General features: G+C 38.8%; 15 protein-coding genes. 4 read left to right on the top strand and 11 right to left on the bottom strand.

Going from position 1 to position 14,422, the window contains the following annotated elements:
* Window positions 1-56 precede the first annotated feature (56 nt).
* The 3 genes from ACZ5AE_RS13465 to ACZ5AE_RS13455 all read right to left on the bottom strand — a co-directional run bounded on the left by ACZ5AE_RS13465 (window position 57) and on the right by ACZ5AE_RS13455 (window position 3,440).
* Window positions 57-476, bottom strand: coding sequence for a CoA-binding protein (locus tag ACZ5AE_RS13465; RefSeq protein WP_464573075.1), 420 nt, complete (start codon window positions 474-476; stop codon window positions 57-59).
* Window positions 477-625: 149 nt separating this feature from the next.
* Window positions 626-1,465 carry a sensor histidine kinase gene (locus tag ACZ5AE_RS13460; protein ID WP_464573073.1) on the bottom strand — a complete coding sequence of 280 codons (840 nt, stop codon included), beginning with the start codon at window positions 1,463-1,465 and terminating at the stop codon, window positions 626-628.
* A gap of 235 nt (window positions 1,466-1,700) precedes the next feature.
* The gene (locus ACZ5AE_RS13455) at window positions 1,701-3,440 is read right to left on the bottom strand and encodes a glycosyl hydrolase family 18 protein (protein ID WP_464573071.1); all 1,740 of its coding nucleotides are present in this window, start codon (window positions 3,438-3,440) and stop codon (window positions 1,701-1,703) included.
* Window positions 3,441-3,603: 163 nt separating this feature from the next.
* Between ACZ5AE_RS13455 and plsY the strand changes: the two genes are divergently transcribed.
* The 4 genes from plsY to ACZ5AE_RS13435 all read left to right on the top strand — a co-directional run bounded on the left by plsY (window position 3,604) and on the right by ACZ5AE_RS13435 (window position 7,211).
* Window positions 3,604-4,203 (top strand): glycerol-3-phosphate 1-O-acyltransferase PlsY, encoded by a 600-nt coding sequence (gene plsY, locus ACZ5AE_RS13450; RefSeq protein ID WP_464573069.1) that lies wholly within the window; start codon window positions 3,604-3,606, stop codon window positions 4,201-4,203.
* Window positions 4,204-4,550: 347 nt separating this feature from the next.
* Entirely contained in the window at window positions 4,551-4,721 is a 171-nt protein-coding gene (locus ACZ5AE_RS13445) for a hypothetical protein (protein ID WP_464573067.1), read from the top strand.
* A 530-nt stretch (window positions 4,722-5,251) separates the two neighbouring features.
* Complete coding sequence (locus ACZ5AE_RS13440; RefSeq protein WP_464573065.1) at window positions 5,252-6,403, top strand: CapA family protein; 1,152 nt, start codon at window positions 5,252-5,254, stop codon at window positions 6,401-6,403.
* Between the two features lie 43 nt (window positions 6,404-6,446).
* The gene (locus ACZ5AE_RS13435) at window positions 6,447-7,211 is read left to right on the top strand and encodes a CPBP family intramembrane glutamic endopeptidase (protein ID WP_464573063.1); all 765 of its coding nucleotides are present in this window, start codon (window positions 6,447-6,449) and stop codon (window positions 7,209-7,211) included.
* Window positions 7,212-7,293: 82 nt separating this feature from the next.
* Here ACZ5AE_RS13435 and ACZ5AE_RS13430 read toward each other — a convergent pair whose 3' ends face one another.
* From ACZ5AE_RS13430 to abc-f, 8 genes are all read right to left on the bottom strand, one after another.
* Window positions 7,294-7,611: a hypothetical protein gene (locus ACZ5AE_RS13430; RefSeq protein ID WP_464573061.1), complete on the bottom strand. Its 318-nt coding sequence runs from the start codon at window positions 7,609-7,611 to the stop codon at window positions 7,294-7,296.
* A gap of 24 nt (window positions 7,612-7,635) precedes the next feature.
* The gene (locus tag ACZ5AE_RS13425) at window positions 7,636-8,067 is read right to left on the bottom strand and encodes an acyl-CoA thioesterase (protein WP_464573059.1); all 432 of its coding nucleotides are present in this window, start codon (window positions 8,065-8,067) and stop codon (window positions 7,636-7,638) included.
* 28 nt (window positions 8,068-8,095) lie between these two features.
* Window positions 8,096-10,375 (bottom strand): AAA family ATPase, encoded by a 2,280-nt coding sequence (locus ACZ5AE_RS13420; RefSeq protein ID WP_464573057.1) that lies wholly within the window; start codon window positions 10,373-10,375, stop codon window positions 8,096-8,098.
* 209 nt (window positions 10,376-10,584) lie between these two features.
* Entirely contained in the window at window positions 10,585-10,815 is a 231-nt protein-coding gene (gene tlp / locus ACZ5AE_RS13415) for a small acid-soluble spore protein Tlp (protein ID WP_464573055.1), read from the bottom strand.
* A 136-nt stretch (window positions 10,816-10,951) separates the two neighbouring features.
* Window positions 10,952-11,092: an acid-soluble spore protein N gene (locus ACZ5AE_RS13410; RefSeq protein WP_464573053.1), complete on the bottom strand. Its 141-nt coding sequence runs from the start codon at window positions 11,090-11,092 to the stop codon at window positions 10,952-10,954.
* A 65-nt stretch (window positions 11,093-11,157) separates the two neighbouring features.
* Window positions 11,158-11,289, bottom strand: coding sequence for an FbpB family small basic protein (locus ACZ5AE_RS13405; protein ID WP_464573051.1), 132 nt, complete (start codon window positions 11,287-11,289; stop codon window positions 11,158-11,160).
* A gap of 226 nt (window positions 11,290-11,515) precedes the next feature.
* Entirely contained in the window at window positions 11,516-12,052 is a 537-nt protein-coding gene (locus ACZ5AE_RS13400) for a TlpA family protein disulfide reductase (protein WP_464573049.1), read from the bottom strand.
* Between the two features lie 116 nt (window positions 12,053-12,168).
* A complete protein-coding gene (gene abc-f, locus ACZ5AE_RS13395; RefSeq protein ID WP_464573047.1) occupies window positions 12,169-13,872 on the bottom strand; it encodes a ribosomal protection-like ABC-F family protein in 1,704 nt (567 codons plus the stop codon).
* Window positions 13,873-14,422 lie beyond the last annotated feature (550 nt).

Below are 14,422 nucleotides of genomic sequence, written 5' to 3'. Positions count from 1 at the left end.
ATATTGGGCAGAAAAAAATAAAAAGCTGCCAGTAATGTTAGCAGCTTTTTTTCATGTTATCTTGATCTAGTTAAAGCATGGATAACCTTAATGCACCGGTCCATAATGACAGTGTAGCCCTTTTCCTTTAAAAATTCATAGGCTTCTTCATTCTCGAGGCCTTGCTGCGCCCAAAATACGTCAGCATCGATTTCGACAAATTCCTTCGCCACATCGAATAGTTGCTCGGAGCGGCGGAAAACATTGACAATATCAACATGGCCTTCAATATCCTTTAATGACTTTACAGCCTTTACACCGAGCACCTCATCGACCGTCGGGTTTACGGGAATAATCTCGTAGCCCGCCTTTTGCATAACCTCGGACACTTGATAAGAAGTCCTGTCAGGTTTATCGCTTAAACCGACCACAGCAATCCTTTTCGCTTTTTTTAAAATTGCACCCATTTCTTCAAGGCTTGGATATTCTAGTGCCATTATCTTCACTCCTACAAACATTATTTTCCTTATTGTATCTTTATTTACTAAAATTATAAAGAAAACTCGCCTAAGGGCGGTTCATGAGGCGTAGATTCACTTATACTTATTAGCTAAAATGAAAAGCTTCCAACAAATTAGAAGCCAACTTAAATCGGGTTCAATTCAAGTCTGACAGCGGAAGTAACCTTAGGTACCGAAATGGATACACTGACCCCCTCACCATTATTTTCAATAGAAATATTGCCATTCATATTTTCCAGCATGGTTTTTGACATATAAAGCCCAAGTCCAGTTCCGTTCCTTCTCGATGTAAAATATGGGTCAAATACCTTAGCTAGCAAGAAAGGTTCAATTCCTCCTGCGTTATCTTTAAATTCTGCCGAAATATACCTATCTGTTTCGCAAATTTTTATGATAATTTTTCGATTTTTAATGTCCTTCTCCACAAAAGAGTCCCTAGCATTCATTAAGAGACTTAGGACAATCTGACTGAAATCATTTGGGTACCCAAATGCCATTTGCTGTCCCCTGTACATAAAGTCCACTTGGATCCCGTGGTTTTTGAGACAGATGGAAAAGATTGACAACGCATCCTCAATGGCTTCACTGACTGAGAACAGATTTTTCTCAAGATTAGGCTTATAGAATTTCCGAAAATCATTAAATGTTCTCGACATATTTTCAAGCTGAATCATGCTTTCTCTTGTAAATCGATCGACATATTGACCGTTTATTTCACCGTATTCCAAGGCTGCTCTAATATCTTGAATTAACATTAATAAACTGTTGACAGGCTGGCGCCATTGACTGCCGATGCCTGCAATCATTTCGCCCATCGCTGCCATTTTTGCCTGCTGGATTAAAATAAGATCTTTTTCTTTATTCTTGGCGATTTCCTCTTGTAACCGGTTTTCTAACATTCTGTTGATTGCTTCATATTGTTCCGCCAACTCTTGATAGTTTGTATTTTCCTTTTCATTTCTCATGTTTTTTCACCCCTTAGTGAACATGGAAGATATGGTAAAACCGACCAAGTTGATTACTATTGGCCGGTTATTCTTTCAGTTTCTATATTTATTTTAGCTAAATTGTAGAAAAACAGATACATACCTTACCACGAATTAACAAATGGTTTGAAAATTCTCCATATTTCTGTAAAGAAATTGCCTTTAAATCTTCCTAATTTATTGGATAAAAAAACAAAAAACCGGCACATGCCGGTTATTCGTTTTTGGTGATATTTTTTTCAGAAAGGATGTTAAGAGCAGTCCATGCAGTTTGGTCAGCGAAAGTTCTTGACCAGCTTCCGACTCCAGCTAAGTGATATTTCACTGCCAACTCAGCCCGCTTCTTTAAGGACATTTCATCTTCAATCCAAATTTTATAATTGGCCTTCTCTGTTTCAACATAATACTCGGCATAATTTTGCCCGCTTTCCTCATCATAGGCAGGCTGCAATTCCCGTTCGGCGAGCCACGCCTTCACCTTCTCCATAGAAAGAGCCTGAGCGGTGACCTTTATAGTTCCATCAGCATTCGTTTGTTCTTTCCATAGCCGTGCATACAATGGAACCCCTAATATAAGTTTCTCCTTCGGTACCTCAGTCAGCAGGTTTTGCAAATTGCGCTCGACCCATGGAAAACTCGCTACACTGCCAGGACCGGTAGCTGCGGTATGTTCATCATATGCCATGATCATTAAATAATCCGCAATGTCGGCAAGCTTTGGCCTTTCATAGAAAGAGGACCAATTGTTATTCTCGCCTGCGGCAAACGTAATATCCATCGATACCGTTAATCCCGCTTCATGCAAATATGGGGCTGCTTCCCGTATTAATTGTGTAACCAATGGTCCGTCCTCAGGATTTACATTTTCGATATCAAAATTGATTCCTTGCAGCTGATACATTTGGCTGAAATAAACCAATTGTCGAATGATCTTCTGTCGGGTTTCAAAATCTTTGAAAGCTTTGTTCGTCAATACCGGGTCAAAGGAATTAGAAAATACACCCCACACTTGGATTCCCTTTGCCTGAACCCACTTGCTATATTCCAATGATGCTAGGTTTTTGATGGAACCATCTTCGCCCGCTAATGAGAACCAAGTTGGAGAAACCACATTAATTCCCGCCATTTCAGAAATCGCAGCGGCAGTTGGATTCTTTGTATAAACGGCTTCCCATGTTAAATGGATCGGCCCGTCTATTTTCGACAGTTGAAATGATTTACTTTCACGGACAATCGAAATTATCCCGGATTCTTCTTTTTTCACATACTTTTTCTTGATATAGCCGCTGATACCGTTTGCCTTCCTGACAAGATAAAAACCTTCCTTTTCTCCCTCGATTGAAACAGCTTCCTTTTTGTTCATTTCGGCGGTATAAGGGGATTGCCACGACGCTTCTGTCCGTAGCCTGAGTTTTTCCCCTGTGATATCTTTATCTATAATTCTTCCTGTTTGATATGTTTCCCCGTCCTGCTGTATCCAAATGGCTCCGGTTTGTGGAAGCCTGAGATACTGAATCGGGTAAAAAGCAATAATGGAGTCAAGATTCAGATAAATATCGCCGTCCATCGATTTAATAGGCGAAAGCTGTAAAGAAACAGGCTTTTCATTAACAAAATACGTTAACGAATCTGTCGGCATTTGCACGACTTTATCTTTAGTGGTGATAATGACGGATTTCGATTTTTGATCATAGGTGATGGTGTGGTCAATACTCTCTTTAAAAAAATGGAATGGAACATAGATATTGTTCTCTTCGATTAAAGCATTGCCTTGCTGTGCTCCCTTAAATAAAATAGGGCTGCTTCCGTTAAAATAGACTTTTTTCTCTTCTGATACAAAAGGATAGAAAAATAAAAAAATCGAGGAAATGATGAGGATTATACTTCCCGCCAATCCTCCCATCAGCCACCTTGATGAAGCTGGCTTACCTTTTTGATATTCTATTCGAGCCATAAATATTGTTCCTCCCCAGGTACTATCGTACGGTATGAAATATCAAATGGGAAGACATTTTTATAGGAGTTTTGACTTATAAACTATGTAAGAGATAGTGTTTTTTCAAAATAACATGGTAAAATAGAAGAACTGGATTCTTTTTTTGGAGGAGAAATAGTTAATGATTCAAATTATCGTAGTTTTAGTCCTTGCCTATCTGCTTGGCTCCATCCCCTCTGGCCTAATTGTCGGGAAAGTTTTTTATAAAACCGATATTCGCCAGCATGGCAGCGGCAATTTAGGGGGAACCAATACATTTCGAACACTTGGAGTGAAAGCCGGATTAGCCGTTACCCTTGCTGATATTTTAAAAGGGACTTTAGCAGCAGCACTGCCCTATCTGATTCATGTTGATATGAACCCACTGATTCCAGGTGTACTGGCTGTTATTGGACATACATACCCAATCTTTGCTGGGTTCCGAGGCGGTAAAGCGGTTGCTACATCTGGCGGCGTCATTTTGTACTGTGCCCCCATCTTGTTCGCGGCTATAGTAGTTGCTTTCTTTATAAGTCTTTATATTAGCAAATATGTTTCTCTATCATCAATGATCGCCGGAATTATCGGTATTCTTTATGTCATTACAATGGGGTTTATACAGGAATGGGACATTCCATTGCTTATCGTAATTACTCTGTTAACATCGTTCGTTATCTACCGGCACCGTGCTAATATTCGCAGAATCGTGAATAAAACAGAACCGAAAATAAAATGGCTGTAAAGGAACCTCATTGGTTCCTTTTATTAATTGGCTCTTTACTCATATATTGTTGCTTTTAACTATATTGAAAACACCGAGTGGATTGGAGCGAAAGGCGCTTGACTCCTGCGGGAAATAGAGGAAAGGTCGAGACCCCGCAGACGGAACGTCGAGGAGGCTCGACTTCCTCCCCGCAGAAAGCAAGTGCCTGTAGCGGAAAGGAACGGACAGTGTTATTCCCAAAAACAACAAACTTTACGAAAAGAGCCTATAATTTTCATATAAATTTCATATTCCTTCCATTCAGTAAGTAATTTATAAAGTAAAATAAAAATAGGAAGATAGCTTACTGACTGGAGGGAAACAAGATGAAAAAATCTGCCCAGGACTATATTTACACAACTGTTGTTTCCAATAGCAATGACGTAAATGAGTTTATAATTGAATTTTTATCTGGTGAAATGAGTGAAGGTTCTCCCGTAAAGGTCACGAGAAATTTTGAAGAATTAATCGAGTTTTTTGAGAAAATGGAAGATTAAATAAGACAGCGGAGCCAGTATTTTGGGGCTCCGCTTTTTTTGATATTAAAAAAATTCAACTACACCCTATGAACCGTCCAAATGGACTCGCCAATCGACCTAGTTTTCATTTATACCCTTAATAATTGAAATTTTTTATTGCCCATTACATCTTCAACATAATCGAGCTTTGTATGATCAAAATACACATAATCCTTTTCATGTATGATAACAATCAGATCCTCAAATTCAAACGTGAGGTCTCCTTGAATTTTCCGCTCCTCCAGAGACAGATTTAACTTTGGCCCCCCTCAGCCGATCCCCATACTTAAACGCAGATAAAGTTCCTCATCTACCGTTTTCTTCTCGTTTTTAACGTTTTTAATTAACACTCGGTAGGCCGCTTCCGTTACTTTAAACAATTTAATCACATCCTGTAAAAAAATGTTGTCAAAATATGTTTTAATTTGCCAGATAATAATTTATAGTATTATCAAAGAATAAAAAAGATACACAGAACAATTACACCAAATTAATAATAGGAGAAGAATATGACGAAAAAATCCATTATTCCGTCCTTGTTGATTATTATTGGCTGTTCTCTCCTTGCCACTGTCCTTCTGATTAAACAACAAAGCCAATCTAATCATACCGCAAAAGTTTACGCTACAACAATTCACAAGTCCCGGCCCATGGAAAACCTTCAGCATTCGTTGACTCAAAAAATAACGGTTGGTGCAATCGGGGATATTCTAATTCACAGCCCTGTATATCAGGATGCCTTTAACGGGGCGAGCTATAATTTCGATCCAATTTTTGAAAATGTGAAAGCGTTTTTAGAAAAACCCGATGTGCTTACCGCTAATCAAGAAAGCGTTCTTGGCGGCACAGAACTTGGTCTTTCCAGTTATCCGACCTTTAATAGTCCACACTCGGTTGCCGATGCCTTAGCCATGAATGGAGTTGATATTGTATCCAATGCAAACAATCATTCATTGGACAAGGGTGAACGTGGGATTCAGTCCGAAGCGGCTTATCTAAATGCAATTGGTCTCCCCTATGTCGGCAGCTTTGTTGATGAAAAGGATAAGGAAACATTGAGAATTATTGAGAAAAACGGGATTAAACTCGCCTTTCTTTCTTATACATACGGAACCAACGGAATTCCTGTACCAAAAGGAAAAGATTATCTAGTCAACTTGATTAACCGCGATCATATGCAAGAAGAAATTCATCGTGCCAAAGACAAAGCAGATGTGGTAGTTGTAAGTATTCATTGGGGTAATGAATACCAGCGAATCCCGACCACCGACCAAAAGGATCTGGCCCGCTTTCTGGCAGGAGCAGGGGCTGATATCATCTTCGGCTCTCATCCGCATGTTCTTCAGCCGATGGAATGGATTAATAATCCAGACGGCAGAAAATCATTTGTAGTTTATTCGTTAGGCAACTTCATTTCCGCCCAATACGGTGATTATAAAGATATTGGCGGAATGGCCGAAGTTGAAGTTACCAAACAGACGATGGACCAAGGAAGTTCACTTGTCCTTTCAAATCCTAAATTTTATCCTACATTTGTAACGAGGAATCCGAATCGTGATTATCGTGTGGTGCCTCTTGAGTCAGCTGGGACGTTTGGTCTTTCGAACGCTGAGCAAAAATATCAAGAAATCCAGCAGCATATGGTACAATGGCTCCGATAAGTCGGGGCCTTTTTATATAAGTAAAAGGCGTATGGGGGGTTTTATGGTGCTGCAAAAAAATGCCATTGGCAGCATTTTAGGCTTTATATTTATGATCATGACTTTTCTTTACACCAGAAGCATGTTTACTCAATTTTTTGCTTTCATGATCGTATTGCTGCTGTTCATTGCCTTTTTGAAGGAACAAAGCAGATTACTCACGTGGGTCCTGATAACGTTTTTTCTTGGAAATCTGATAGTCGGTTACGCTAGCCAATTTCTTGAACATTTTCGATTGTCTGCCTTTTCTTTTGTAATGTTTAATCAACTTTTAATGCTGATCCCAATCTTCATGATTCACTATGTTTCAATTAAATTTAAGCGAAAAATGTCCATCTACTTTGGGAGGCCTTCTGTTTCTTCTTCCACCCAAGTTTTTTATTTGATACTTTCTATCGTTATTTTATTTAGCTTTCCCATCCTTTTTTATATGAAAAAAGTTCCCTTCAATGGGCATTCCTTTTTAAGTATCCTAGTATTCTCGATAACCTATGCTATATTGCAAGAAGTATTGTGGAGAGGGCTTCTCCTTCCCCATTTTAGGCTCAGTTCAGGCAATAAAATAGGGGTCATCATGACAAGCATCGCTTTTGGCTTCAGCACTTCATTATTTAGCCAAACCTTTACAGTAACCATCCTGTTTATTTTAATCGGATTACTTTTTGCTATTATTACGGTAAAAACAAAAAGTATTTACCCTGCTATTTTTCTTCATGCATCGCTAATTGCCTTACTATTAGTCAGCGGGTTGATGGTGCTTCCTGTATAAATGAAAACTCGCCGATTGGCGAGTTCCATAGGATAATGAGGTGTAGTTGAATTTATACTTATTCGCGAAAATAAAGGCCCACTTACAATTCAAGTGAGCCTTTTTCATGTTCCCAAATATGATCTAGCTGTCCTTCTTGTCTTAAAATATCTTTTTGCCGAGGGCCAATTAAATCAAAATGAGAATAGCCATCCTTGCGGTGATGGATCCATTCCTTCTTTAACCCATATTTCGTTCCCCAGTCAGCGAGCTTATCCAAATCCTCGCAGCCGACCTTTGTGACAGTATTATAGCCGGGGAAGCGGTCATCAAGCCAATAATGAGTAAGAAAGGCGATTTCTCCAGAATCGATTTTTCTTTTCCATTCATCAATGTCCCGTTTTTTAATGCCAAACGCCAATCTTATTACCTCCTGGGTCTGTGATTAGTCCCGCTTCTTTATTTCCTCGTATTTCAAGTACCATTCTGGAAATGCTTTTTTAAATGATGTCGGCCGGAAATTTTCTTTTTTTACAATAATGTGGGTGGATGTACCCTCAGCGCATACTTCCTCATTTCCATTTATGATTATATAGCCGTAAATTGTCTTAATTCCATCGTTATGGGCGACCCATGTTTTTACGAATGCTTGATCGCCGTAACGTAATGGTTTTTTGTAGGTGATTTGAATATCATAAACCGGCGCGTAGTAGCCGGCTTCCTCCATGGATAAATAGTTGTAGCCAAGGTCTTCAATTAACGCTGTCCTTCCCAATTCAAAGAACTTCAAATAATTGGCGTGGTAAATAACGCCCATCATATCTGTGTCCGCATAGTACAGATGTATTTCCCTTTTAGAAATAAAATAGTTCTCCATTTCTTTCTCGTCCCCTTCATCGTATCTTTTACTTTATCTTTTTAAGCGCCGCCTCTACATCCTCCTCTTCAAGGAACTGTGCTTTTTCCAATAAATCTTCGCTGTGTTCTAAATTGATTAATCTTTTGGCCTGTGCCTGAATCATTTCATCCACCAGGTTTTCTGCCATCCGTCCGTTTCCTTTATAAGCTTCCTTCTCAATAGTCTGTATCAGCATACCCTTAGCTTTTTCTGTAACTTTGTATTGATAATTTCCGGCATAGGAAACGATAATCTCCAGCAGTTCCTCAGGTGAATAATCAGGGAAAAAGAAAAACTTTTTAAACCGTGAACGGAGCCCCGGGTTGCTTTCTAATAATTCATTCATTTCAACAGGATAACCTGCTAAAATAACAACCAAATTATCATTATGCTTCGTCATTTCATCAACAAGCGTATCGATTACTTCTTTTCCAAAGTCTCCTGCTGTAAACCCAAGCAGGGTATAGGCTTCATCAATGAACAGGACCCCGCCAAGAGCCTCCCTAATTTTCTTCTTTGTCTTACCGGCCGTTTGCCCTACATATCCTGCAACAAAATCCGCTCTGCTCGTTACAATTAAGTGACCTCTTTTTAAAATGCCGCATTCCTTTAATAGCTCCGCATAGATTTTAGCTACAGTAGTTTTTCCGGTTCCCGGATTGCCGGTAAAAACGGAATGTAGTTGAATCGGTACGGTCGGAAGGCCATTGTTACGGCGGAATTGCTGCATTTTTACAAATGAAACTAATGAGCGAATTTCTTCTTTTAATGGCCCAAGACCTATCAAGGCATTAAGCTGATCCTGCGCTGACGCTTTACCCTCAGGCTGATCTAAAAGAAAATCTTCTTTTGTTAAAAGGATAAATTTCAAAATTCCATCTTCACTCTTGTTTTCTGATCCTTTTTTAAAAATGGCATCCAACACGAGATTACGAGCTGCTCTTGCATTTCCGAATGACTCGTCCACCCGCTCGCGGTCAAGACGATGATTGATTTCCACTTTTGCTTCGTCTGTTAACAAATAGTCATTATCAGCAGCCGCCATTTCTGCGATTTGGATTAACTCTTCATTCGAATAATTTGATAAATGAATCATATTAGATTGTGGGAAACGGCTGCGAAGTCCCATATTGGCCTCCAAAAAGCTGCGCATTTCTTCAGTATATCCTGCTAAAATTACCGCAAATTTCCCGCCAAACTCCTCACTTGTCATCAAGGCAACCAAAGTGTCGATGGCTGCTTGTCCATAGTCATTTCCAGTCTGGCCTTCCCGCTTCAGACTATAGGCCTCGTCAATAAATAACACGCCGCCTTTTGCCCGTTCCACCACAGCTCGGACGTTTTCTTCGGTTTGGCCGACAAAGGATCCGACAAGCTGCGAACGGTTGGTCTCAACCACTTTTTCCTGCGGGAGGACGCCCAGTTCATGATAGATTTTAGCAAACAGCCGGGCTACCGTTGTTTTTCCAGTACCTGGATTCCCAGTTAAAATCATATTTAGGCTGAATTCATCCGTTATTTTAAAGCCAAGCTCTTTCCGCTGTTTTTGGTACTTTAACACTTGATAGAAATCATTAACTCTTTTTTTAACCGTCACCATACCAACCATATCATTCAGCTGATCTAGCGCCTTTTTTTCTGACAAACCTACAGGATTATTTTCAACAAATAACTCCTGCCATTTTACTTTAATATTTTCGACGTTGGCTAAATGATTTTTTAAATCCTCATAGTAGACGGAGGTATGGAAAACACCAGTAATCGATTGATCATATTCTTCGGCAGCCTTTAATAATTGGGCGGTCTCTCCAATGGCCGAGGATAATAATATATAAAGCTGATGATACGGTTCAGTCTGATCCATCTGTGAAGGGGTTCCAGACTTTGATTCAAGGTCATTCAGTGCGTCCTCTGCTTCGGTTAAAAAGCTTTTACATATCTCTATGTATTCCTCAGCTATTTTCTTTTTTGCGGTTCGGTTATCGGTTTCCCTTATTGGCGGAAAGATGAGTGGAGCGATTATATCCCTCATTTTTTTCCAGTCAGCTTGAAAAAGATATTCCGCTGCTTTTTTATTCTTAGGGTCCAACTGGATAGCTTTTTTAAGCATTGGGACGGCTATGCTGTCCTGCTTATTTCGTCCAAGTCTTGATAATGCTGCTGTGGTCAAAAGGTCCGATAAGATTATAGGATTTCTTTCTTTTTCCAAGGCAGCAATAATTGACCCCTCATCCTTGATAGTTCCGTTTTGCTGAAGTTCCATCTTCCAATTCTTTATTTGGTTCATTTCATGTTTCAATAGGATCAACTCTTCATAAGAAATTCCCTTCTATCTTAACATATCAGGCTTGATAACTTAAAATTTGGGAACTAATTGAAAACTCGCTGATTGGCGAGTCCGTGAGGACAGTTCATGAGGCGAAATTGAATTTGAATTTTATACTATCTCATTAGCAATAAAAAGGACCGTCCGTAATGAACTGGTCCTTCGCTTTTTTATCCCTGTGTGTTATTAGCTTCATCCTTAATTTCTGAACGGAAAGATTCGATGCTTTCCTGTCTGCGCTGATTTTTTTCCTGAATTTGCCGGCGCTGTGTTTCACTGTCAGTAAAAGACATGGACTCTTCAGCCGCTTCCATATTTTGAATCGTATTTTCAATCATGTTTTGCAGTTTTTCAACATTATCGCTGCGATCATCCGGGTTTGGTTTGTTGTTATAAGGCATGTTAATTCCTCCTAAAAAGATTGTTCATGTTACAAATATAGTTTGTATCGAAGGCTAAAAAATATCACAGAAAAAATTGTTTGATCAAAATAAAAGACCCTGCGCAAGTGTGCACACGGGTCTTGGATTTCTATATTTATTCGCCTTTTGTTTGCATAACCTGGGCGTGTTGGCCGGATGTATCGCCCATTTGATTACCCTTATTAGCATTTGAACGTCTTGGCTGCGTCCCCACATGTGTAGGACGGAAGCGTTTTGTTTGATAACCTTTACCCATTCTAATCCCCCCTTACTAACATTTTGTCCAAAGGGGGCAGATGAATGAATGGTAAACTTTTTTAATTACTCAGCTTTACCGAGGCGCTTTTCTTCAATGCGCTGTTCAATTTTTTCCATTGCAGCACTGTCTTTTAAAAGTTGTGATTTATTTTCAGATACTAGTTCTGCAAAAGAACGTTTTCTTGGCTTTCTCATTTGTATCACCTTCCTTATGTCCTATTCTAACAGTTATTATCACCAATAACGGTTTAAATTATTACAACTTTTTGAAAATTTAATTCTTTATTTTTTTTATAAAGAAAACTAACCGATTGGGTATCCTCCTAAGGGCGAAAAACAGAGGCGTAGTTGCACTTATGCGTTAAGAATGTTAATACATTCTTATTAACCAAAAAAAAACGCTGGATGTTTAATCCAGCATTTATTTCAACTTGCTTATATATTCTTTCATTTCCTCAAGCTTCATGGAACCAACGAATTTATTTTGAATGACTCCATTGCTATCAATAAAATATGTCGATGGAATTGATAGGACTTGATATTTTTCATTTACTGCATCCTCAGCGTCAAGCAGGATTGGGAACGTTATTTTATATTCATTCACAAATCCTTGAACGTCCAATTGCGGATCGATATTTACCGCTAGGATGGTTATATCGTCACCCGCTTCTTTATGAAGCTGTTCCATATCAGGCATCTCTGCTTTACATGGCGGACACCATGTCGCCCAAAAATTCAGCATGACTTTTTTACCTTTTAAATCAGTTAGCTTGACAGTTTCTCCAGTCAATGTCTTTAGTTCAAAATCAGGTGCTTTGGCGCCGATTGCCGGGCCGTTTTGAGCAGCTGCTGTCGGGCTAGCGGTTTCGGGTTTCTCTGCCTTTTTATTTACTGCTTGGACAATTGCTACGGTTAATAATGATATCAATAACACGGCAGCAATGACTTTCTTCATCATCCCGAATCTCTCCTTTATACATAATCCAATTACCCTGATTTTACACTATAAACTCAGTTGAAACAAAGCTTACATATTTCGATTTTGTGACAGTTAAGGGAAGAGCCCTGAAGCCCTTACCCAATTAAATTCCTTTTCTGTTTTATCAATTCATTAAATTCTTTATCTAATATAGGATATTTTGGATCTTGGCGGTCAATAAGTGCTAACTCCCCAAGTACTGCGGCAGTTTTGTTTTCAATTACCATTAAGATTTCTTTTTGGTTTCCTTCAACTTTTTCATTTTCTTTTTGAAGAAACTCCTCCGGTCCCATTTCAAATCGTTTTATTTGCTGATCCTCAAACACCAAAAGCTGATTACAAAGTTTATTAAAAAAATAATAATCATGAGAAACTGTGATAATTGTCCCAGTAAACTCAGACAATGTTTTTTCAAGCTGTTCTCTGCTGGGCAAATCTAAATGATTAGTCGGTTCATCTAGAATTAGGACATCATAGTCCTTCAATAACATGTCAACAAGCTTAACCCTGGTGCGTTCACCAAGACTTAACGTTCCAATGGGTTTTGTAATGAATTGTTCCTTAAGCCCCAGGTTGGCAAGCATGGTTCTTGCTTTAAAAATGTGATTTCGGTCGGATAATTCCAATACTTCGATTACAGTTTTTTCAACAGGTAGATCAGCGACATCCTGGCTTAAGTAGGCAATTCTTAACGAATCGCTCTTCCAAAATTCTCCGTCAGTCCGTGAAACCAATCCCATAAAAATTTTGATTAGTGTGGTTTTCCCACACCCGTTTTCGCCTAGGAGTCCAATCCGCTCCCCATAATTAATGTAAAATTGAGAATTTCGGAAAAGGTATCTGCCTTCAAAAGCCATGGACAGTTTTTTTGCCTCAATGATACGCTTCCCTCTTTTTCCGTGGCTGTCAAACTCAAATTGAACCTTTGCTTCTTCTAGAGGTTTTTCTACCTTGTTTTTGTCTAGTTCACTCTGCAGTCGTTTCATTTTTGACTTTATTTGTGCTTCCCGCTTCTTTGCTTTGACCCGGTGATATTCCTTAAAACCTTCCTCTTTTGTGGAGTTTCTATGCGCTTTATCCGACCAGGATTTTAATTGATCCATTTGCTCTTCTACCCGCTCAATCTGGCGCTGTTGCATTTCGTACTGATGCTTTTGGTTTGCTATTTTGCGCTCCTTCTCCTTATGGTATTCACTATAATTACCTTGGTAAAACTGAAGCTTTCCAGCCTCCAACTCAAAAACCCGGTTAACCGTTTGATCAAGAAAATGTCGGTCATGTGAAATAATCAAAACAGAACCCGGGAATTTTTTTATTTCAGAAATTAACCAATTAACGCCTTTAAAGTCTAAGTGGTTTGTCGGTTCATCCAAAATTAATAGGTCCGGTTTTGAAGCCCATATACTTGAAAGAGCAAGTTTTAGCTTTTCTCCGCCACTTAAATTCTCCAGCCTTTCGTCCTGCCAATTTTGAACCTTTTCCAACCCTAACTTGCTGGCGTACTGAAAAACCTCAACCTCACATATTTTTAAAGATTCCTGAAAATCATTTACTTCATAATCAATTGATTGGGAAAGGCAGCCGATTTTCACATCAGGTAATTTTTCTACGTGGCCCTGATCCGGAACCTCTTTCCCCAAGATGAGATTGGCCAATGTTGTTTTGCCGCTGCCGTTGTAACCAACAAGACCTATTCTATCGCCAAATTTTATTTCAAACTGGATATTATCTAAAATTCTTCGTATATGAAAACTCTTTTCTAATCCTTTTACACTTAAAATAACCTTATTTTTATTCATAAAAAAACTCCCTCCATGAACCTGAAGAGAGAGAAATGTCTTATTAAAAGCAACAAAAAATAAACCTATGTGAAGGTTATTAGGAGCTTATAATCAGGACATTAAAAAGGACAGACTTATCCTATTCTTCAGGTTCAACATTTTTCGTTTATTCGAATCATGCTCTGAAAAATAAGATTAAAACTTCATCGGTCCCTTGTTCATTCCTTTACGATTGATTACTCCAATTTTAAGCAAGTATAAGCAGGATTGTCAACAAAAAACAAAAATGGATTACTTCTGATTTTTGTTATTATTCACTCGTTGTGCTCGATTTTGATCTTCTTGATTATTTAAATTGTCTGGTTGCCTTCTAGAAACTTTTCTTTGATTAGGCGAATAATAATTTACATTATTGGGTCTTACTTGTCTAGATGACTTGCCGCAGCCACATCCCATATTACTCACTCCTCTTTTATGGTATTCAAAAAAAGTATTATGTGTTATTATATGACGCTAATATGTGAGATGCTTGGACAGATATTCCATTTTGAGGAAAACACAAAAAACA

The organism is Neobacillus sp. S1227 (genome assembly GCF_055385255.1).
The sequence above is the reverse complement of the archived record's forward strand: the minus strand, read 5'-3'. Positions and strand labels throughout refer to the sequence as shown.

What these genes read in the sequence shown, in the direction of transcription:
- ACZ5AE_RS13460 (WP_464573073.1), bottom strand. Translation starts at nt 1,465, where the DNA reads ATGAGAAATGAAAAGGAAAATACAAACTATCAAGAGTTGGCGGAACAA.
- ACZ5AE_RS13440 (WP_464573065.1), top strand. Translation starts at nt 5,252, where the DNA reads ATGACGAAAAAATCCATTATTCCGTCCTTGTTGATTATTATTGGCTGT.
- ACZ5AE_RS13465 (WP_464573075.1), bottom strand. Translation starts at nt 476, where the DNA reads ATGGCACTAGAATATCCAAGCCTTGAAGAAATGGGTGCAATTTTAAAA.
- plsY (WP_464573069.1), top strand. Translation starts at nt 3,604, where the DNA reads ATGATTCAAATTATCGTAGTTTTAGTCCTTGCCTATCTGCTTGGCTCC.
- ACZ5AE_RS13410 (WP_464573053.1), bottom strand. Translation starts at nt 11,092, where the DNA reads ATGGGTAAAGGTTATCAAACAAAACGCTTCCGTCCTACACATGTGGGG.
- ACZ5AE_RS13405 (WP_464573051.1), bottom strand. Translation starts at nt 11,289, where the DNA reads ATGAGAAAGCCAAGAAAACGTTCTTTTGCAGAACTAGTATCTGAAAAT.
- ACZ5AE_RS13420 (WP_464573057.1), bottom strand. Translation starts at nt 10,375, where the DNA reads ATGAACCAAATAAAGAATTGGAAGATGGAACTTCAGCAAAACGGAACT.
- abc-f (WP_464573047.1), bottom strand. Translation starts at nt 13,872, where the DNA reads ATGAATAAAAATAAGGTTATTTTAAGTGTAAAAGGATTAGAAAAGAGT.
- tlp (WP_464573055.1), bottom strand. Translation starts at nt 10,815, where the DNA reads ATGCCTTATAACAACAAACCAAACCCGGATGATCGCAGCGATAATGTT.
- ACZ5AE_RS13445 (WP_464573067.1), top strand. Translation starts at nt 4,551, where the DNA reads ATGAAAAAATCTGCCCAGGACTATATTTACACAACTGTTGTTTCCAAT.
- ACZ5AE_RS13400 (WP_464573049.1), bottom strand. Translation starts at nt 12,052, where the DNA reads ATGATGAAGAAAGTCATTGCTGCCGTGTTATTGATATCATTATTAACC.
- ACZ5AE_RS13425 (WP_464573059.1), bottom strand. Translation starts at nt 8,067, where the DNA reads ATGGAGAACTATTTTATTTCTAAAAGGGAAATACATCTGTACTATGCG.
- ACZ5AE_RS13455 (WP_464573071.1), bottom strand. Translation starts at nt 3,440, where the DNA reads ATGGCTCGAATAGAATATCAAAAAGGTAAGCCAGCTTCATCAAGGTGG.
- ACZ5AE_RS13435 (WP_464573063.1), top strand. Translation starts at nt 6,447, where the DNA reads ATGGTGCTGCAAAAAAATGCCATTGGCAGCATTTTAGGCTTTATATTT.